At 53.0% G+C, this 19,429-nt stretch carries 20 protein-coding genes; 16 read left to right on the top strand and 4 right to left on the bottom strand.

What is annotated here, in order from left to right; all coding sequences use genetic code 11:
- Window positions 1-7: 7 nt before the first annotated feature.
- From DI14_RS03020 to tnpB, 11 genes are all read left to right on the top strand, one after another.
- The gene (locus tag DI14_RS03020) at window positions 8-880 is read left to right on the top strand and encodes a RodZ family helix-turn-helix domain-containing protein (protein ID WP_034805060.1); all 873 of its coding nucleotides are present in this window, start codon (window positions 8-10) and stop codon (window positions 878-880) included.
- Window positions 881-910: 30 nt separating this feature from the next.
- Window positions 911-1,489, top strand: coding sequence for a CDP-diacylglycerol--glycerol-3-phosphate 3-phosphatidyltransferase (pgsA, locus tag DI14_RS03015; RefSeq protein ID WP_034805057.1), 579 nt, complete (start codon window positions 911-913; stop codon window positions 1,487-1,489).
- Window positions 1,490-1,548: 59 nt separating this feature from the next.
- A complete protein-coding gene (locus DI14_RS03010; RefSeq protein ID WP_034805054.1) occupies window positions 1,549-2,778 on the top strand; it encodes a competence/damage-inducible protein A in 1,230 nt (409 codons plus the stop codon).
- Between the two features lie 76 nt (window positions 2,779-2,854).
- A complete protein-coding gene (gene recA, locus DI14_RS03005) occupies window positions 2,855-3,904 on the top strand; it encodes a recombinase RecA (RefSeq protein WP_034805051.1) in 1,050 nt (349 codons plus the stop codon).
- Window positions 3,905-4,090: 186 nt separating this feature from the next.
- Entirely contained in the window at window positions 4,091-5,653 is a 1,563-nt protein-coding gene (gene rny / locus DI14_RS03000) for a ribonuclease Y (protein WP_034805048.1), read from the top strand.
- Between the two features lie 48 nt (window positions 5,654-5,701).
- A complete protein-coding gene (locus tag DI14_RS02995; RefSeq protein ID WP_034805045.1) occupies window positions 5,702-6,496 on the top strand; it encodes a TIGR00282 family metallophosphoesterase in 795 nt (264 codons plus the stop codon).
- A gap of 26 nt (window positions 6,497-6,522) precedes the next feature.
- The gene (locus tag DI14_RS02990) at window positions 6,523-6,783 is read left to right on the top strand and encodes a stage V sporulation protein S (protein WP_024371608.1); all 261 of its coding nucleotides are present in this window, start codon (window positions 6,523-6,525) and stop codon (window positions 6,781-6,783) included.
- 169 nt (window positions 6,784-6,952) lie between these two features.
- Window positions 6,953-8,029, top strand: coding sequence for an L-threonine 3-dehydrogenase (tdh, locus tag DI14_RS02985; protein WP_034805042.1), 1,077 nt, complete (start codon window positions 6,953-6,955; stop codon window positions 8,027-8,029).
- Window positions 8,030-8,044: 15 nt separating this feature from the next.
- A complete protein-coding gene (locus tag DI14_RS02980; protein ID WP_029334870.1) occupies window positions 8,045-9,226 on the top strand; it encodes a glycine C-acetyltransferase in 1,182 nt (393 codons plus the stop codon).
- Between the two features lie 417 nt (window positions 9,227-9,643).
- Window positions 9,644-10,042, top strand: coding sequence for an IS200/IS605 family transposase (tnpA, locus tag DI14_RS02975; protein ID WP_034805039.1), 399 nt, complete (start codon window positions 9,644-9,646; stop codon window positions 10,040-10,042).
- Between the two features lie 5 nt (window positions 10,043-10,047).
- Window positions 10,048-11,139: an IS200/IS605 family element RNA-guided endonuclease TnpB gene (tnpB, locus tag DI14_RS02970; protein ID WP_034805037.1), complete on the top strand. Its 1,092-nt coding sequence runs from the start codon at window positions 10,048-10,050 to the stop codon at window positions 11,137-11,139.
- A gap of 514 nt (window positions 11,140-11,653) precedes the next feature.
- Here tnpB and DI14_RS02960 read toward each other — a convergent pair.
- Entirely contained in the window at window positions 11,654-12,202 is a 549-nt protein-coding gene (locus DI14_RS02960) for a DUF4256 domain-containing protein (protein ID WP_034805031.1), read from the bottom strand.
- Window positions 12,203-12,292: 90 nt separating this feature from the next.
- On the opposite strand from DI14_RS02960, the gene DI14_RS02955 reads away from it, so the two are divergent.
- On the top strand, window positions 12,293-13,120 hold the full coding sequence (locus tag DI14_RS02955) for a hypothetical protein (protein WP_034805029.1): 828 nt from the start codon (window positions 12,293-12,295) through the stop codon (window positions 13,118-13,120).
- Complete coding sequence (locus DI14_RS02950; protein WP_034805027.1) at window positions 13,110-13,616, top strand: hypothetical protein; 507 nt, start codon at window positions 13,110-13,112, stop codon at window positions 13,614-13,616. The genes DI14_RS02955 and DI14_RS02950 overlap by 11 nt, the downstream gene beginning before the upstream one ends.
- 59 nt (window positions 13,617-13,675) lie before the next feature.
- On the opposite strand, the gene DI14_RS02945 is transcribed toward DI14_RS02950, so the two are convergent.
- Entirely contained in the window at window positions 13,676-14,545 is an 870-nt protein-coding gene (locus tag DI14_RS02945; RefSeq protein WP_034805025.1) for a hypothetical protein, read from the bottom strand.
- 160 nt (window positions 14,546-14,705) lie between these two features.
- On the opposite strand from DI14_RS02945, the gene DI14_RS02940 reads away from it, so the two are divergent.
- On the top strand, window positions 14,706-15,254 hold the full coding sequence (locus DI14_RS02940) for a GNAT family N-acetyltransferase (protein WP_034805023.1): 549 nt from the start codon (window positions 14,706-14,708) through the stop codon (window positions 15,252-15,254).
- Here the strand turns inward: DI14_RS02940 and DI14_RS02935 are convergent, their stop codons facing one another.
- Both DI14_RS02935 and DI14_RS02930 read right to left on the bottom strand, forming a co-directional pair.
- Window positions 15,255-15,650 carry a hypothetical protein gene (locus DI14_RS02935; protein WP_034805022.1) on the bottom strand — a complete coding sequence of 132 codons (396 nt, stop codon included), beginning with the start codon at window positions 15,648-15,650 and terminating at the stop codon, window positions 15,255-15,257.
- A 57-nt stretch (window positions 15,651-15,707) separates the two neighbouring features.
- Complete coding sequence (locus DI14_RS02930; protein ID WP_034805020.1) at window positions 15,708-16,703, bottom strand: tyrosine-type recombinase/integrase; 996 nt, start codon at window positions 16,701-16,703, stop codon at window positions 15,708-15,710.
- 104 nt (window positions 16,704-16,807) lie between these two features.
- Between DI14_RS02930 and hflX the strand changes: the two genes are divergently transcribed.
- Together hflX and DI14_RS02920 are read left to right on the top strand one after the other, a co-directional pair.
- Window positions 16,808-18,052: a GTPase HflX gene (gene hflX / locus DI14_RS02925; protein WP_034805019.1), complete on the top strand. Its 1,245-nt coding sequence runs from the start codon at window positions 16,808-16,810 to the stop codon at window positions 18,050-18,052.
- 3 nt (window positions 18,053-18,055) lie between these two features.
- Entirely contained in the window at window positions 18,056-19,351 is a 1,296-nt protein-coding gene (locus DI14_RS02920; RefSeq protein ID WP_034805017.1) for a methionine gamma-lyase family protein, read from the top strand.
- Window positions 19,352-19,429: the final 78 nt, after the last annotated feature.

Below are 19,429 nucleotides of genomic sequence, written 5' to 3'. Positions count from 1 at the left end.
GACCCCTGTGACAGAACTAGGGACTTTTTTGAAACAAAGGCGTGAGGCGAGCGGCTTGACGCTCGACCAAATCCAGCAGACGACGAAGATTCAAAAGCGCTATATCATCGCGATCGAGGAAGGTGATTATAAAAATCTCCCTGGTTCGTTCTATGCACGGGCGTTCATCAAGACGTATGCCGAGTCGCTCGGTCTAGACGTCGACGAGTTGTACGAAACGTATGCGAAAGACTTGCCGAAAATCGAACCGCAACCGACGGCGCAGTTGTCTCGCAAACAGACGTACTCGAAAGCATCGGAGACGTCGAGCCGCGTCTCACGTTGGGTGCCGAAAGTGATGCTCGTTCTCGTCGCCTTCTTGCTCATGACGGCCGTGTGGTACGTGGTCCGGAGCCTTGATTTTGGCGGGCAAGACGCTTCACCGAACGAGGCGCCGAGCTCTGGCGTGTCAATCAACCAAAATGAAGAAGTGCCAGAAGAAGAGCCGGCTGAAGAAGCGCCGGTCGAGGAAGAGCCAGTCGAGGAAGAGCCGGTCGAAGAGACAGGCCCAATCGCCGTCACCGAGACGAACGGAGCCGACTTGACGTATGAGATTGCGACCGATGAGCGATTGACGACCGAGATTCATGTGAAGGAGTCACCGGCGACGTATGTCGGGGTCCGCGATACGTCGCTTGAAGGACCGTTCCTCGCACCTGAGTATCCGAACCAATCGAAACAAAATCCAATCGTCATCGAAGACGCCGAGACGGACACGCTACGCATCCGAATTGGCTTGATCGGTGGCGTCGAGAAAATCGTCGTCAACGGTCGAGAGCTCGAACTAGCCGATTCACCGGTCACACAAAATATTTTTGTGAAGAGAGTCGATGCTGAATAAGCCGACGCTCTTCTAGAGGAGGAGTTCTCGATGAACCTACCTAACCGCTTGACGATGTTACGGGTCGTATTGATTCCCGTCTTCGTCGTCTTGCTCGCAGTAGACTTTGAGTGGGGAAACATCGCTTTCCTCGGAGCGGAAGTCCCGCTCCATCAATTTTTAGCCGCCGTCGTCTTCACGGTCGCGGCCATCACCGATTGGCTGGATGGCCATTTGGCGAGAAAGCACAATTTGGTGACGAACTTTGGGAAGTTCATGGATCCGCTCGCAGACAAGTTGCTCGTCACCGCGGCGCTCGTCTTGCTCGTCGAGATGAATCTCGTCGCGGCGTGGGTCGTCGTCGTCATCTTGTCGCGTGAGTTTGCCGTGACCGGGCTGCGACTCGTCGCAGCCGATGAAGGCATCGTCGTCGCGGCCGGTAAGTCAGGCAAGGCGAAGACGTGGGTCCAGCTGTTTGCCATCATCTTCTTATTGTTCGGGAACCCGATTTTCAGTTACGTCGGCATCCCGTTCGGAGAGTGGGCGATGTGGCTCGCTCTCGCCTTGACGATTTATTCGGGAGCCGAATATTTCGCCCAAAACTATAAAATCATTGTAAAGTCGATGTGAATCGAGGAGACGAGTTGTGGTTGCAACTCGTCTTTTTTGAATCGTGAGGAGGAGAATCCATGCAACGGACCGAAATCATTGCGGTAGGTTCTGAACTACTGCTAGGCGAAATCACAAACACGAACGCGCGTTACATCTCACTTCAATTGTCGAAGCATGGCATCCCCGTCCTGTATCATGTAGTCGTCGGGGATAACGCCGCGCGCCTTAAAGAGACGTTCGCCAAGGCGCGGGAGCGCAGCGACTTCGTCATCGTCACCGGCGGGCTCGGCCCGACGAATGACGACATCACGAAGACGGTTCTCGCCGACTTACTCGGCCGTCGAATCACCCGGGACGAAGCCTCGCTCGACACGATTGCGCGATTCGTCCGCTCGCGAGGACGTGAACTGAACGAAGGGGACCGTCGGCAAGCCGACGTGTTAGAAGGTTGTGAGGTGCTCGCCAACCCGGTCGGTCTCGCTCCCGGGATGTGGCTAGACGATGGGGGGACGACGTGGCTCCTCTTGCCGGGCGTCCCTCGGGAGATGAAGGCGCTCGTCGAAGCGACGTTTCCGCAAAAGTTTTCGGGGGCGACACTCGTATCCGAGTCGCTCCGTTTCTATGAGATAGGCGAATCGGCACTCGATGACGCCGTGTCGCACTTGATGACCGGATCGAATCCGACCGTCGCCCCGTATGCGGAGTCCGGGGAGGCGCGGCTACGGATCAGTGCGAAGGCGACAACGGAAAGCGAGGCAAACGAGATGATTGCCGCCGTGAAGCAAGATATTTTGAACCGTGTCGGCGCCTATTATTTTGGGTCGGATGAGGATACGTTGGCGACCGCGTTGCTTCGCGAACTCGAACGTCGACAGTCCACGTTGTCCGTCGCCGAGTCGTTGACGGGCGGACGCGTCCAAGCGATGCTCACCGCCGTCCCGGGTGCGTCGAACGTGTTTCGAGGTGGCGTCGTCACGTACTCCGACGAGCTAAAAAATAGGTGTTTAGGGGTGTCTCTTGCTACAATAAAGTCTCACTCGGTCGTCTCAAAAGAAGTGGCTTCTGAGATGATCCACGGCTTGATTCAACTGACGTCGACCGATTATGGGTTGGCTTATACAGGAGAGGCCGGTCCCGTCTCAAGTTCCGGACGGCCTGTCGGGACGGTATATATCGGCGTGAAGACGAGACGTGGCATTGATGTGATTGAACGCTACTATCCGCATCAAGAACGACACGTGATTCAAGAACGGGCCGCAAAAGATGGATTATGGGCATTATTGAAACGAGTAAAAAAAGGCGAATAAACGTTCGCAAAAAACTTGTGTATGTGATGTCGTTAGCTTATAATAGGAGTATCAATCAAAGGAGGCTCATTTATCTATGAGTGATCGTAAACAAGCGTTAGACATGGCGTTACGCCAAATCGAGAAACAGTTCGGTAAAGGCTCAATCATGCGCCTTGGTGAAAATACAGATCAACAAGTATCGGTCACACCGTCAGGGTCGATCGCCCTCGACATCGCCCTCGGCGCCGGCGGCTATCCGCGGGGACGCGTCATCGAAGTGTACGGACCAGAATCTTCAGGTAAGACGACAGTAGCCCTCCACGCGATCGCCGAAGTACAAAAACGCGGAGGTCAGGCAGCGTTCGTCGATGCCGAGCACGCCCTCGACCCGAAATACGCGAAGAACCTCGGCGTCAACATCGACGAGCTTCTCTTGTCACAGCCTGATACAGGGGAGCAAGCGCTTGAAATCGCTGAGGCGCTCGTCCGTTCAGGTGCGGTCGACATCCTCGTCGTCGACTCGGTTGCGGCACTCGTCCCGAAAGCCGAGATTGAAGGGGAAATGGGGGACTCGCACGTCGGTCTCCAAGCCCGTCTCATGAGCCAAGCGCTCCGTAAGTTGTCTGGGGCGACGAACAAGTCGAAGACGATCGTCATCTTCATCAACCAAATCCGTGAGAAGATTGGGATCATGTTCGGGAACCCGGAAACGACTCCAGGTGGACGTGCCCTCAAGTTCTACTCGTCTGTCCGTCTTGAAGTGCGTCGTGCTGAGACGCTCAAGCAAGGACAAGACATGGTCGGGAACCGGACGAAGATTAAAGTCGTCAAAAACAAGATCGCACCACCGTTCAAAACGGCGGAAGTTGACATCATGTACGGAGAAGGAATCTCACGTGAAGGGGAGCTCATCGACATCGGGGCCGACCTCGATATCGTTCAAAAGAGCGGTGCGTGGTACTCATACAATGAAGAACGTCTCGGTCAAGGCCGTGAGAATGCCAAACAGTTCATGAAAGAGAATCCGCACGTCGCGGCAGCTGTCGAAGAACAGATTCGCGATCATTACGGGTTGAACGGCGAAAAAACGGTCACCGTCGCTGCGGAAGACGATGAAGTGCTCTCGCTTTTAGATGAGGAATAAGTGACACGTCTCACTCAGAGGATTCTGAGTGAGATTTTTTTAGTATAATTTTTTTATGAATTGGTAGTTCTATCCTGTCCGCGCATTGCATTCTCCTATGTAAATAAGTACAATAAAGCTATACGCGGGCTCGCTCGCGTATTCATTCATGAAAAAATAAAATAACCTTGCGAAAGGGAGGTGAACATGATGGAATGGCTATTAGAGCTTATTCTGATCCTCCTTTTGCCGATAGCTTTTGTTGCAGGTTTTTTTGTGCGTAAATCGATCGCCGAAGCGAAGATTCAAGGTGCTGAGACGGAAGCGACCAAGATTGTAGAGCAAGCGCGACAACAATCGGAAGCGATGCAAAAAGAAGCACGGCTTGAAGTAAAAGAAGAGATGATTCAACTTCGCAACGAGACGGAGCAAGAACTGCGCGAACGTCGCGAAGAGCAAAAGGTGAAAGAGAACCGCCTCGTTCAAAAAGAAGAGGTCCTCGACCGGAAAGCAGACATGCTCGAACGGAAAGAAGACTCACTCGACGAACGGGAAGCGACACTCGCGAAACGCAAACGCGAAGCCGAGACGCTTGAGAGCAAAGTGGAGGAACTGTACGAGGAAGCGCGCCAAGAACTCGTTCGCGTCGCAGCCTTGTCGAAAGAAGAAGCACGGACCATCATCATGGACGAAGCGAAGCAGGAAGCGCTTCACGATGCTGCTCTCCTTCAAAAAGAAATCGAGCAAAAAGCAAAATTTGAAGCTGATAAAAAAGCGAAGCACCTCTTGTCGCTCACGATGCAACGTTACGCCGCCGAGCATGTGGCCGAGACGACGGTATCGGTCGTCAACTTGCCGAGCGATGAGATGAAAGGCCGCATCATCGGGCGCGAAGGACGTAACATCCGGACGCTCGAGACGCTCACAGGTATTGACCTCATCATCGATGACACACCGGAAGCGGTCATCCTATCCGGATTCGACCCGGTCCGTCGTGAAATTGCCAAGATGACGCTCGAGAAACTCGTCCAAGACGGTCGGATTCACCCGGCCCGAATCGAAGAGATGGTCGAGAAGTCACGCCGTGAAGTCGATGAGCGCATCCGTGAATACGGGGAAGAAGCGACGTTTGAGGCCGGCATCCACGGTGTCCATCCAGACCTCGTCAAGACGCTCGGTCGCATGCACTACCGGACGAGCTACGGTCAAAACGTACTCGCCCACTCGGTCGAAGTGGCACATCTCGCCGGCATGATGGCCGCCGAGCTCGGAGAAGACGTGACGCTCGCGAAACGAGCGGGTCTCCTCCACGACATCGGGAAAGCGATTGACCATGAGGTCGAAGGCAGCCACGTCGAGATTGGCGTCGAGCTGGCCACGAAGTACAAAGAGCATCCGGTCGTCATCAATTCGATCGCCTCGCACCACGGAGACGTCGAAGCGACATCGACGATTGCAGTGCTCGTCGCTGCGGCCGACGCGTTGTCAGCGGCACGGCCTGGTGCCCGCCAAGAGACGCTCGAAAGCTACATTCGTCGCTTAGAGCGCCTCGAATCGATTTGTGAATCGTTCGATGGCGTCGAGAAATCATACGCGATTCAAGCAGGTCGAGAAGTGCGCATCATCGTACGTCCGGACGTCGTCGACGACGTCGTGGCAAGCAAGATGGCACGCGATATCTGTAAGCGGATTGAAGATGAACTCGATTATCCAGGACAAATTAAAGTGACGGTCATCCGCGAAACGCGGTCCGTCGATTATGCGAAGTAAAAAAGCGGAGACCTTCTCCGCTTTTTCTATTGATGGAGGAGGAACAGCATGAAGATTTTATTTATCGGTGACGTCGTCGGGAAACCGGGACGGGACATTTTGGCCGCGCAAATCGGTCGTTTGAAAGACAAGTACAACCCGACGTTCATGCTCGTCAACGGCGAGAACGCGGCGAATGGGCGCGGCATCACGAAGAAGATTTACCAACAGTTTTTAGAGCTCGGTTTCCATGGTGTGACGATGGGGAACCATACGTGGGACAACCGCGACATCTTCGATTGGATTGATGATGCCGACCGCATCGTCCGCCCGGCCAACTATCCGGACGGGACACCAGGCGTCGGGGTGATGGTGTTGAAGCAGCGCGGGAAGAAGCTCGCCGTCATCAATGCGATGGGGACGGTCTTCCTCCCGTCGCTCAACTGTCCGTTTCGAACGGTCGATGCATTGATTGAAGAGGTGAAAGATGACGTCGACGCTATCTTCGTCGATATGCACGCCGAGGCGACGAGCGAGAAGATTGCGATGGGCTACCACTTAGACGGTCGTGTCCAAGCGGTCGTCGGCACACACACGCACGTCCAGACGGCCGATGAGCGCGTGCTCGCGGGTGGGACGGCCTATATCACAGACGTCGGCATGACGGGACCGCTCGACGGTGTGCTCGGTATGGACGCGGACGTCGTGTTGAAAAAATTCCTGACACAACTGCCGGTCCGGTTTGAAGTTGCCGAGGGACGGGAACAACTAAATGGAGTTTTAATCACAATCGATGACCAATCGAAGCGAGCCACAAAAATCGAACGCATACACCTAGACGATCAGACCGTTTGGTTTGACTGAACAACCTACCCGAGGGGGAAACAAGAATGGACGTACTCAAAGTTTCGGCAAAATCGAATCCCAACTCCGTTGCGGGTGCACTCGCTGGCGTACTTCGTGAAAAAGGAACGTGTGAAATTCAAGCAATCGGCGCCGGAGCGCTCAATCAATCGATTAAGGCGGTCGCCATCGCGCGCGGTTTCGTCGCGCCGAGCGGTCTCGACTTGATTTGTATTCCGGCGTTCACGGATATTTTAATCGACGGGGAAGAACGAACTGCGATCAAGCTCATCATCGAACCGAGATGAGCTTGCGGTCGGGACATAGGTCCTATTCTTGTAAAGAGAAGCCATCGGCGCGGATGGCTTCTCTTTTTTTGGTTGAAATCCGACGTTCTGTCTTCTCAGTTTCGTCATTTTATGACAAGATGAAAGAGAACGTGAAGTTCGATTAAGAGACAAGAGGGGGACGTTTTCGATGGAACAGCTCGTGTCAACGACAGAGAAGGAAACAACGACACCTGTTATGAAAGCGATTCAAAAACATACGGCCGGATTCGGGGCAAAATTGGTCGAGGTACCTATTCCGACACCGGGTCCGGGTGAAGTGTTAATCAAAGTGACGGCGACATCGATTTGTGGGACCGACGTTCACATTTATGAATGGGACGATTGGGCGAAGAGCCGGGTCAAGCCGCCGTACGTGTTCGGTCACGAGTTCTCGGGGGAAGTCGTGGCGCTCGGGGAAGGGGCGAAGCGCATCAAAATCGGCCAAGCCGTTTCGGCCGAGACACATATCGTCTGTCACCAGTGCAAACAGTGTTTAAGAGGGCAGTATCACATCTGTAAAAACACGAAGATCATCGGCGTAGACACACAAGGGTGCTTCGCCGAGTACGTCGTCATGCCAGAAGAGAACTTGTGGGTCAATCCCGTGGCGATGCCGGCGAAGCTCGCCTCGATTCAGGAACCGCTCGGCAACGCCGTCCATACGGTGCTCGCGAGCGATGTGTCAGCAAAATCGGTCGCTATCGTCGGTTGCGGACCGATCGGGCTCATGGCCGTCGGTGTCGCCAAGGCGGCCGGTGCGAGCCGCGTCTATGCGATCGATGTTAACCCGTATCGGTTAAAGCTCGCCGAAGATATGGGGGCGGACGTCGTCATCAACAGCATGGAGCAGAATCCGCTCGAGTTGATCATGAACGAGACGGACATGGACGGGATCGATGTCGTCTGCGAGATGAGTGGGCATCCCGTCGCGATTGATCAAGCGTTCAAGATGGTCACGGCAGGGGGCGACGTCAACGTGTTGTCCCTTCCGGCGAAACCGGTCGCCATCGACTTGACGCGCGACGTCGTCTTTAAAGGGGTCCGAGTTCAAGGAATCACCGGGCGCAAGATGTATGAGACGTGGGGCCAAGTGTCGACGATGCTTGCGACCGGGCAATTGAACGTCGAACCGATCATTACCCACGTGTTCAAGCTCGAGGAGTTCGAGCAAGGTTTCGAGCTCATGCGGGCCGGGAAATGTGGAAAGGTCGTCTTATTACCATAAACAGGGGGAATCGATATGGCATTTGAACATATTACAGAAGCAGTCAATGAGATGAAGCAAGCGGGCACGTTCCGCTCGCTCGTGCCGCTCGAGTCGGCGCAAGGGAACGAGGTCACGATCAACGGCAAGTCGCTCGTGCAACTGTCGTCCAACAACTATCTCGGTCTCGCCAACCATCCGCGTTTGAAACGAGCGGCGATTGAAGCGGTCGAACAGTTCGGCGCCGGCACCGGTTCGGTCCGGACAATCGCCGGTACGTTCGAGATGCACGAAGCGTTCGAGCGCGAGCTCGCCGAGTTCAAACATACGGAAGCGGCGCTCGTGTTCCAGTCTGGGTTCGCGACGAACCTTGGCGTCTTGTCGGCGCTCCTCGGGCCAGAAGACGTCGTCATCAGCGACGCGCTCAACCACGCCTCGATTATCGACGGCATCCGTTTGACGAAAGCGGCACGTCGCATCTATAAACACGTCGACCTTGAAGACTTAGAGGCAGCGTTGAAAGAGACACAAGACTACCGGACGCGCCTCATCGTCACGGACGGCGTCTTCTCGATGGACGGCAATATCGCGCCGCTCCCAGAGATCGTCGAACTTGCCGAGAAGTATGATGCGGCGGTCATGGTCGACGACGCGCACGCCTCGGGCGTCCTCGGTCAGAACGGCCGCGGGACGGTCAACCACTTCGGACTCGACGGACGGGTCGCGCTCCAAGTCGGGACGCTCTCGAAAGCAATCGGTGTCCTCGGCGGTTACGTCGCCTGCTCGAACGACGTCCGCGACTTCTTGATCCAAAAAGGACGCCCGTTCCTTTTCTCGACGTCGCACCCGCCAGCGGTCGTCGCCGCGAACCAGGAAGCGATTCGCGTCATGAAGGAAGAGGAAGACCTGTTCGACAAGCTTTGGGCGAACACGGAGTTCTTCAAGACGGGTCTCCGTGACCTCGGTTTCGACATCGGTCACGCGACGACGCCGATCACACCGGTCATGCTCGGCGAAGAGACGCTCGCGCACACGTTCTCGGACAAGTTGAAAGACCACGGCGTGTTCGCACAGAGCATCGCTTTCCCGACGGTCGAGAAAGGCAAGGCGCGGATCCGGACGATCGTGACGGCGGAACATACACGTGACGACCTCGAACGCGCGCTCGCTGCCTTCAAGGCGGTCGCAGAAGAATTGAACGTGACGCTCCACGCGTAAACTTGAGACTGCAGACGAACTGTCTGCAGTTTTTTTGTGTCTTAGTAAGTGCAGGATTGTTCTCGATTTTTCAATCAATCGTGCAGCCCGACCGATCGAGGAGTGGGCGATTAGTGTTTTAAACAAGGTAATGCGTTTCATCTTGAAAATTTTGGTAGACATTTCAAAGGAGAGACTATAAAATTTGAAGAGGAATATTTAAAAAAGTCTTTTTATTTCAAATACCGAATTAAAATTAAAAGTTTGGAGAAATATTGGGATGATTGATCATATTTTAACGATAGTAGGCGAGAATTCTCCCTCCTCTAAGCGTCTCGGGGCGAAGCCCAGCATAGGTGGGAGATGAATCGCCTATGTTAGCAAGATTGTATGCGCTTGGTATAATGGATGTAACCAATCAAAAGGACTGATATATCAATGAAAATGGATACAAACAAACATTCAGTCTTCCTTCTGAATTACCACCTCGTCCTGGTGGTCAAATACAGACGCAAGGTGATTGACGACGCCATCTCGGAGTTCGCGAGACAGACGTTCGAACGGATCGGCGCGTCATACCGTATCACACTGACCGAATGGAATCATGACGGTGATCATATCCATGTGTTGTTCAAAGCTCACCCGAACACAGAGATGTCGAAGTTTCTGAACGCCTACAAGAGCGCCAGCAGCCGACTGATCAAACGAGACTTTCCGCACGTCAAGAAGCAACTGTGGAAAGAGATGTTCTGGTCTCGAAGCTACTGTCTCGTGACGACTGGCGGTGCGACGATCGACGTCATCAAGCACTACATCGAAAAACAAGGAGAGGAGTGATATCTTTGCTGAAGGCATATAAGTTTCGATTGTCCCCGACAAAGCCACAACAAGAATATTTCATGAAAACATTCGGGTGTGTACGTTTCGTCTACAATAAGATGCTCGAAGAACGTATCCGACTGTATGAAGAGTCGAAGCTGAACCCTGACGCAAAGCAGAAGCTGCCTACTCCTGCGAAGTATAAGCCCGAATTCCCTTTCTTGAAAGAGGTCGATAGCTTGTCTCTGGCGAATGCACAGATGGATTTGAACAAGGCATATGCCAACTTCTTCCGCGACAAGTCTGTCGGGTTCCCGAAGTTCAAATCGAAGCATAGAGACCGTTCCTCCTATACGACCAACAATCAGAACGGGAGCGTCCGGATCGAGGACGGGAAGGTGAAACTTCCTAAGATCGGATTCGTGAAGTTCAAACAACATCGTTCTTTCGAGGGAATCATCAAGTCCGCGACAATCTCGATGACGAAGACAGGCAAGTTCTTCGTCTCTATTCTTGTAGACCAAAAGGAAGAAGAATGGATTCCTGCTAAAAACAAAGTGGGTATCGACCTCGGGTTGGAACACTTCGTCATCATGACAAATGACGAGATGGTGTCTAAGGAGATCGACAACCCTCGCTTTCTTCGCAAGTCCGAAGAAAAGGTCAAGAAGGCGCAGCGCGCTTTGTCTCGCAAGAAGGTTGGGAGTAAAAATCGAGAGAAGGCCAAGCTGATCCTCGCCAAGAAACACGAGAAGATCGCAAATCAACGCAAAGATTTTCTTCATAAGTTGTCAAAACGTATCGTTGACGAGAACCAAGTCATCGTCGTGGAGACATTAAAATCGAAGAACATGATGAAGAACCACAAGGTCGCCAAATCGATCGCCGACGTCAGTTGGTACGAGTTCGTCCGCCAGTTAGAATACAAGTGTAAGTTCTACGGACGGACGCTCATCAAGGCCGACCAATGGTACGCATCGACACAAATCTGCTCTTCCTGCGGTGAAAAAGGCGAGAAGAAAACAGTGGATGTACGCGAATGGACGTGTACGTGCGGCGCTCATCATGACCGCGACATCAATGCGAGCATCAACCTGTTGATGTTGGCTGACTGAAAAACCCTTCAGGGCAGGGACTTGCCCGACGAGCTTGGTAAACAACCGTGGCTAGTAAAAGTACGGTCTTCCCAAGAAGCTCCCACTTCAATTTGCGAAGCGAATAAGTGGCGAGTAGTTCACTCGCCATTTGTATCATCGACGTGGAGTCGTGGAAAGAATTTTTCATATTTTTATGGATGACGATTTGGGCATCGCTGTTCGTATCAGTTTATGCGATGGCGTGGTACGTACGCATTAAATATGATACGTCGCCGGATTTCACGGCATCGTTTGGGATCGATTCATTCCCTGGATGGGGAGCTTACTTTAGTCAAATGCTGCATGGTTCAAACGTCACACAGAATGCACTGCTTCACGCCCTCTTTTTGTTCTGGATGCGTAAAGACAATGCCTGGTATATGTGGTTGCTAAAAGTACCCTCGCTCTTTTTCGTAAGCCTCTTCTTTATCAGATACATTCCGGTCGTCTTTCAGTGGCTCTTCAAGTAAAAGAGCAAGGCACTTGGCCTTGCTCAAATCTTGAACATCCCACGAAATCCACGGGCCGCGTAATACGAATCGGCACCGTTGTGATAAACAAAGGTGTGGTCATAGCGGCGGTCGCAGAACAAGGCGCCGCCTTTTTGACGAATCGTCTCTGGCGTTACAATCCAACTCGACGTCTTTGAGTCGAACGTACCGAGCGTCTGCAAATGGCGATACGTCGCTTCGTCAAGTAGCTCAAGCCCCATCTGTTCAGCCAAGGCGATGGCACTCCCATCCGGCTTGTTCTTCTTCCGGCCCGCTAGCGCCTGCTCATCGTAACAAAGACTACGGCGTCCGCTCGGACTTTCCGGTGAGCAGTCACAAAAGGCGAGGTCACCGTTTGGAAGTCGAATCACGTCCGGTTCGCCGCCGGTCCGTTCCATTTCAAAGAGTGTGAGGAGCTTGTCCGGATTCGTCTCAAGCTTCATTACCACATCTGACCAGACGACATCCGGATGTCGCTCCATGTGGCTATCAAAGCGCGATTCGATGATCGCAAATAATTCGTTTTTGTCTTCAGTTGAGAGGTCGGTCACGATGCTTCACTCCGTTTCAGTAGTTTCTATCAGTATAAGATATTTTTTCGCCATCCATTCATAATTCATTGAGCGAAAGGGGAATGTACGTTGAACTTTGATGAAGTGAATGTCCAGAAGCTACACGAGCAGACGTTCCAGACGATTGATTTGTTTCAAATCAAAACGATTTGGTCTGATTGTCTGCTGAATGATTCTTATCGTGTGACAGATTATTCAGAGCTGAACTTACATATGACGAAGCAAGAATTACTTCAGCTTCGATGGATCGATTTGACGTTACCGATTGGCATCTATTCGAATGAAAAACTAGTCTTTTTGTATAATTCGTATCATCGCAAATTATATACAGAAAAAGTTGTGTCCATCGCGCTAGCCGGACACGATGCTTCCTTCCTCGATTTTTTATTAGCACACAGTCAGACATTTCATTATCCAGATTCATTCTCTGCACAAATGGAATCTCTCTATGATTTTTCGTGGGACAATTTGTGGGACAGCCAATGGAGGGAGTTTTATTTACCGAAGTTGAAAGAACCTACATCATTTATTACTTATTTGTTGGTCACGCTTGGTGCTCAATCATTTCATATCGTTTCATCAAAGAATGAATTTTTGTTCGGTTTTGAAATCTGGGCGAAGCGGACGGGATGCGATCATTCGATGGAACGCATCGGGAAATGGATGTGGTCGAAGACATATAAGGTGAGAGGTGAGATGTCACAACTTTCAGAACATTCCTTGCATCAGCTTGTCTCATTAGTAAACCAATCTGAAGAGTGGAAAGGCATTCGATTCCTCATCCCGACCGCGACAGAAACCGTCTCATTGTTCATCGGAGGCGATTTGACGCAAGGGGATGGGTACGGTGCGTTTCAGTATAAACTTGCGGGAGAAGTGATTTCCAATGAGATTTGAAGATTTATTCTTGTATGACGGGATGATGCACGTGTTTGCTTTCAATTATGACATCGGTCCGAAACGCCTGATGTTCCAGCTTCAGCTTCTCGACCACCGCAAGAAACAGAACACCTCTTTCCGTGAGCGCCTCGAGACGAATGGGGTTCATCCGCAAAGCGAGATGGTGAACGTGAAGCTCCGCTTTGAAGACATCATCTACATGGAAGTCATCGATGAATCGTATGCCGATGGGGTGGTGGTCACGTCTCACGACCACTTTGAAGGGAATCAAGTCGTTCGTTATACAAAGTCCGGTTATCTCGACCAGCTACAACAGACGCGATTTCAGTTGTGGGCGTTCATCAAACCGGATGATGCCATGTTGTATCATTATCGGATTTACGGTTTGGACACGGTACTTGAGATTATCACGATGTCGGACCCGACTATCGAGGCGGCGATTGGGTTAACTTGTATCCGTCGCGGAAGCCCGAGCTTTTACTTTGATTGGTAAACTAAAGTACGCATGACAGTAAACAGGCGCCCTCTCAGAAGCGAGAAGGCGCCTATTTGTTAAGTTGATTGAACTACATCTTCCGTCAAATCGATTTGTCGACCGAGCCAGACGAGTGGGACGGTCAACGCTGCACCAATCAAATAGACGACAGCGATCGGCAATCCGTCCGCGAGTAGCCCGAACGTCAGACTGCCGATGCTGAAGGCGAGGGTGTAGGCCGTCTGTTGGACGCTATAGACGTATGGCAGTTGCGCGGCCGGCATTGTCTCTTGGAGCACCGTGTTCGTCTGGATGATCCGGAGTTGGGTGGCGTATCCTTGAACCGCGAGCGCGATGAGTGCGAATACGATATGAGACGTCACGCCGAACAACAAGGCCGTCCCGACCGACAGCATGGAGCTGATCCCAAGCGAACTGCTTCGTTGAGCGCGATACAGATACGCACTGGCCAGAATCATGCTGATCAAGAAGCTCGCGTTCATCGTCCCCCACCAGCTCGTATCGATGTGGAGCTGACGTTCCAGATAGACGAGTAGGAGCGCCGAGATCCAGAGCGTGCTGACGAACGATTCGAGCGTGACGAATACCGTCAGTAACCGAACGAAAGGCGCCGTTCGCACGATGGCGAGGCTGTCTCTTAGGGAAATGTCTGATTCGCCATCTTCTATCGTCACGTCGCGCTCAAGGGAACGGACGAATTGATACGTGACGAGCGTCGAGAGCATGAACATCATCAACGCAATCATCAGAGCAAGTGCGCTAGAAAACGAGGCGACAACAATCGTACCGAGCGGCCACATCGCCAGCTGGATGAACTGGTTCGACCCTTGGACGAGACTGTTGGCTCGTTGGCGATTCGTCGTTAGCCGCGGGATGAACGAAGCCTGGACCGGACGAGCGAACCCGTCTAAAAAGGCGATGAGCACGACGAGTCCGAGGACGAGAATTCTCCTCCAGAACTATTCAATTTTGGGTGGATGACATGATGTCGATTTACATACTTTCACCGCTTTCAAATTATTTACAAATAGTTTACGATAAAATGATTAAGAACACAATAAATGGAAAGTGACAGGGGGAAACGACATGTTACACTATGACATCAATGACCAGCTTCAACTACGAATGTTTACCATCGATGATGCGGAGGCGTTGTTCCAATTGACGATGGCGTCGAAGCCATACCTTCGCGAGTGGCTCGGTTGGCTCGATTATACCGAGACGGTCGAGGATTCGCGACAAAATATCGAAGGGCGAATCAAAGGATTGCTGGAGACGGGCGGCTATCCGAAATCGTTCGCGATTGTGTATCAGGGCGAGCTCGCCGGGACGATCGGCTTCAACGATATCGACCGGGGCATTAAGTGCGGCACGGTCGGCTATTGGCTCGGCCAAGACTTTCAAGGGAAGGGCATTATGAGTCAAGCGCTCGAGACGCTCATCGAGTATGGGTTCTGCGACCTCGGGCTCAATAAAATCGAGATTCGTGTCGCGACGGGGAACGTGAAAAGCCGGGCGCTCCCGGAACGACTCGGATTCAAACAAGAAGGCGTGCTCCGCGACGCCGAATGGCTATACGACCGCTACGTAGACCATGTCGTCTATGGGCTGTTGCGAGCGGAATGGACCGGTTGATTATGAGGTTTTGAAATAATGATCGAGCAGCTGATCGATGATGAAAAAGACGGCTGCGCTCAACACACCGAGTAAGGATGCGAAGTTGAACACTCCCGTCTCGAAAATCGATAGGTCGAACAACAGGCCGTATGGAAGCACGAACAACCAGCCAGCGATAAGGTGGAACATCAAAGACGTCATCCGTTTCGAGCGGAATGGCGTCTTTTCGCTGAGGTATGCCGACAATAGCGACATCGTCGTCCCGTACAGAAACACGACGGGGAGGGCGAACAAGGCATAGACGAGGACGCTCTGCCAATACGGTAATTCGAATGCGTCCGGGAGTACGAGCGGTAAGACGAACGGGATGATGAACAGACTGAACAATGCGGCTTGAATCTTTTGGAACAACATGGCCTCTCCTCCTTGAAATCATCAGTCGAAAAGCCGACATGCGTTCATGCCGGCTCGTTACAGAATCGTTTTTGATGCATAGAGCGTCTCACCGAACTCGGCATACGCCTGCTCATAACGGCGAAGCGACGACTCCTTATGCATGCACGTGACGTTCATGCGCTCGATTGGGGTCATGTCTTCCGCATACGTCTTCAAAACATGGGCGTTCCGGAGCATTGACGGTGTGACCGAGCGGGCGAGACCGCTCCGTTCGTTCAACTGGCGCATCATCTTCGTGATCATGACGATTGTCAGCTGCTTCGGCTGGTTCTTCGCATACACCCAGCGGAACGTCATCCGGGCGAAATCGAACGAGACGAAGACGGGGTCGTCCGAGTACCAGCGCGGGCGCACCGGTGTCGGGATGTCGGCGAGATAGTTCATGAGGAGCGACTGGTCCGCTTGGCTGAGTTTCAACGTGAATTTGTTGCCGAGCCGGTCGTAGACGTCGAACGCATGGCTCGCGAGATGCAAATCATTCATTCGCAGCCGGATGATATGGTGGACGCGGAGCCCGTATTTATAGAAGAGCGTCACAATCAGCTCATTCCGGTTGACAAGATACGGATGCGCTTGCAGTTGGTTCTCGCTCAATCCTTTCGTCGAACGAATCGTCTTGACGAGCCGGTCGAACTCCGTCTCGAGTGCGATTTGGTCAATCGTCAGCGTATGCGCCGGTTGCGCGTAGTGGAGCATCTTTTTACGGAGCGGGTTCAAAAATGTCGTCAAGCTGTTGATGACCGTGACGATGCGGGCGACCGTCGCCTGTTGGTACAGTTTCTCTTCGATGAGGAAGTCGTTGACGAACGTCTTCCACGATTCGAGCGGGACGGCAAGCCAGTCGTTCGGTGTGTCGAGTTCGACGTTGTGGTCACGGAAGTATTTATGGACGTCGATCAAGTCGTAGCGGTAGCGTTTCAGCGTCGACGGTTGCCGTCCGCTCGCCCCGAGGTGATACAAATACGTCTCGATGTATTCCGGGAGTGGATAATCTTTCGTTCGTTTCGTCATCGTCGTTCCTCCTTCTCTTCTTATCGTACCACAAACGGACGTTCTCCATTCCTCGATTCGTGGTAAGATGGGAGGTGAGATTCAAAAAGGAATGAGGAATGGATATGCAACGAGAGAAAGTAATCATCGTCGGCTGTCAGCTACCGACGGTCGATGATTGGACATATGAACAGTCGATGGGCGAGCTCGTCGAACTCGTCGACACCGCGAAGGGTGAAGTCGTCGCGAGACTCGATCAAAAGCGGCAACAAGTCGACCGCCGCACGTTCATCGGCAAAGGGAAAATCGAAGAGCTCGCCATGCTCGTCGAACAGTTCGAGCCGGACATCGTCATCTTCAACGCCGAGCTGTCACCGGCGCAATCGAAGAACATCCGCATCTCGCTGAACGATCCCGAAGAGATGAAATTGATTGACCGGACCCAGCTCATCCTCGACATTTTCGCAGGACGCGCCCAATCGAAAGAAGGGAAGCTCCAAGTCGAGCTCGCACAGATGAACTATCTGTTGCCACGCCTAATCGGACAGGGCACGCAGTTGTCACGTCTTGGAGGCGGCATCGGGACACGCGGACCGGGTGAGACGAAACTCGAATCGGACCGTCGTCACATCAAGCGTCGAATCGATGAGATCTCGAAGCAACTCGAAGGGACCGTCGCGCACCGTGACCGTTACCGAGAACGCCGGAAAGAGAACCGCGTCTTCCAAATCGCCCTCGTCGGATATACGAACGCCGGGAAGTCGACAATCTTTAACCGTTTGACCGAGGCGGACACGTATGAGCAAGACGAACTGTTCGCGACGCTCGATCCGCTCACACGTGAGCTCGAACTGCCGCGGGGCGGAAAAGTGCTCATTACCGACACGGTCGGATTCATCCGCGACTTGCCGACGAAACTCGTCGCGGCGTTCCGGTCGACACTCGAAGAAGTCGTCGGGGCTGACTTGGTGCTACACGTCATCGACGCGTCGAACCCGCACTACTTGAACCAAATCGACACGACGAACTCCGTTCTTTCAGAGCTCGGGGCGAGCGAGGTGCCGCAACTCGAGGTGTACAACAAGAAAGACCGGTTGACCGAGGACTTCCTCGGTGGGCCGCTCCTCATCTCGGCGATTGACCCGAGCGACATCGAGACGCTCATCGGCGCGGTCGAAGATAAGATTTGTGACGTGTTGACGCGCGTCCACGTCGTCTTGCCGGTCAGTTCGTTCGAGCACTATCATCCGGCGAAAGAGGCGATGTATCGGCTTGAAGAGGAGTTTTTAGATGACGGTTCGGTCGAACTCGTCGGATATATGAGAGAAGACACGCGTCTATATGCGACGCTGAAACAATTTGAGGTGTGACGTATGTGGCAGGAAAAGATTGAACATTATGAAGAGATTGCGCCGTTCGTGAAAGCGGCGGAAGCGCGAATCAAACCATTCGTGGAACGAATCGAGGAGACGGCGGAATACAACCAGTTCCGCGTCCTCGAATCGTTCAAAAAACATAAAGTGTCGGATTTCCATTTCAATCCGACGACGGGCTACGGCTATGACGACATCGGTCGGGATACGCTCGAAGCCATCTATGCCGACGTGTTCGGTGCCGAGCTCGCGCTCTGCCGGCCACAAATCATCTCAGGGACGCACGCCATCGGGATTGCCTTGTTCGGTGTGCTCTTGCCTGGAGACGAGTTGCTCTATATCACCGGGAAGCCATACGACACGCTCGAGGAAATCGTCGGGATTCGCGGCGATGGTCGCGGTTCATTGAAAGAGCTCGGCGTGACGTATGACAAAGTCGAACTGAGAGACGACCGGATTGACGTCGATACCGTCATCGCGCGGATTCGTCCCGAGACGAAGCTCGTCGGCATCCAGCGCTCAAAAGGCTACGCCAACCGGCGCAGCATCCCGGTGCAGGAGATTGGGGAGGCGATTACAAAAATCAAGGCGGCCCATCCGCACGTGTTCGTCTTCGTCGACAACTGTTACGGCGAGTTCGTCGAGACGTTGGAGCCGACACATGTCGGAGCCGACCTCATGGCCGGTTCCCTCATTAAGAACCCGGGAGGTGGGCTCGCGAAGACGGGCGGCTATATCGCCGGGACACGTGAACTCGTGGAACGTTGTTCGTTCCGAATGACGACCCCTGGTATCGGCAGCGAGGCCGGCCCGTCGCTCTATTCGCTCCAAGAGATGTACCAAGGCTTCTATATGGCCCCGCACACGGTCGCCCAGGCGTTGAAAGGGGCGCATCTGTCAGCAAGCCTGCTCGCGTTGCTCGGTTTCGAGACGACGCCGCACCACGCCGAGCGTCGGACCGATTTGATTCAATCGGTGACGTTCCGAGACCGCGACAAGATGATCGCTTTCTGCCAAAGCATCCAGATGGCCTCGCCCGTGAACGCGCATGCGCTCCCGGTGCCGGCGTATATGCCAGGCTATGAGGATGACGTCATCATGGCGGCCGGGACGTTCATCCAAGGGTCGTCGATCGAGCTATCAGCCGATGGACCGCTCCGCGCACCGTATACGGCTTACGTTCAAGGCGGCTTGACGTATGCGCATGTCAAGGTCGCATTGATGCTCGCCTTGAGCCAGTTACGCACGAAAGGACTCGTCACGTTTGACCAGACTAAACTCACAACTGCATTGTAACCGAAATGTCATGTTAACTTTCTTAACATCTCTTGACAGGAAAACTGTCATGTATTATTCTCACAGTGTAAGACAGCA

It is taken from the genome of Exiguobacterium sp. AB2 (genome assembly GCF_000696055.1).
GTDB lineage: Bacteria > Bacillota > Bacilli > Exiguobacteriales > Exiguobacteriaceae > Exiguobacterium > Exiguobacterium alkaliphilum.
This window is presented reverse-complemented; position numbering and strand designations above follow the sequence as displayed.

Bases quoted from the DNA above. Each gene is read 5' to 3' on its own strand.
- pgsA (WP_034805057.1), top strand. From the start codon at position 911: ATGAACCTACCTAACCGCTTGACGATGTTACGGGTCGTATTGATTCCC.
- DI14_RS03010 (WP_034805054.1), top strand. From the start codon at position 1,549: ATGCAACGGACCGAAATCATTGCGGTAGGTTCTGAACTACTGCTAGGC.
- recA (WP_034805051.1), top strand. From the start codon at position 2,855: ATGAGTGATCGTAAACAAGCGTTAGACATGGCGTTACGCCAAATCGAG.
- rny (WP_034805048.1), top strand. From the start codon at position 4,091: ATGATGGAATGGCTATTAGAGCTTATTCTGATCCTCCTTTTGCCGATA.
- DI14_RS02995 (WP_034805045.1), top strand. From the start codon at position 5,702: ATGAAGATTTTATTTATCGGTGACGTCGTCGGGAAACCGGGACGGGAC.
- DI14_RS02990 (WP_024371608.1), top strand. From the start codon at position 6,523: ATGGACGTACTCAAAGTTTCGGCAAAATCGAATCCCAACTCCGTTGCG.
- tdh (WP_034805042.1), top strand. From the start codon at position 6,953: ATGGAACAGCTCGTGTCAACGACAGAGAAGGAAACAACGACACCTGTT.
- DI14_RS02980 (WP_029334870.1), top strand. From the start codon at position 8,045: ATGGCATTTGAACATATTACAGAAGCAGTCAATGAGATGAAGCAAGCG.
- tnpA (WP_034805039.1), top strand. From the start codon at position 9,644: ATGAAAATGGATACAAACAAACATTCAGTCTTCCTTCTGAATTACCAC.
- DI14_RS02950 (WP_034805027.1), top strand. From the start codon at position 13,110: ATGAGATTTGAAGATTTATTCTTGTATGACGGGATGATGCACGTGTTT.
- DI14_RS02940 (WP_034805023.1), top strand. From the start codon at position 14,706: ATGTTACACTATGACATCAATGACCAGCTTCAACTACGAATGTTTACC.
- DI14_RS02935 (WP_034805022.1), bottom strand. From the start codon at position 15,650: ATGTTGTTCCAAAAGATTCAAGCCGCATTGTTCAGTCTGTTCATCATC.
- DI14_RS02930 (WP_034805020.1), bottom strand. From the start codon at position 16,703: ATGACGAAACGAACGAAAGATTATCCACTCCCGGAATACATCGAGACG.
- hflX (WP_034805019.1), top strand. From the start codon at position 16,808: ATGCAACGAGAGAAAGTAATCATCGTCGGCTGTCAGCTACCGACGGTC.
- DI14_RS02920 (WP_034805017.1), top strand. From the start codon at position 18,056: ATGTGGCAGGAAAAGATTGAACATTATGAAGAGATTGCGCCGTTCGTG.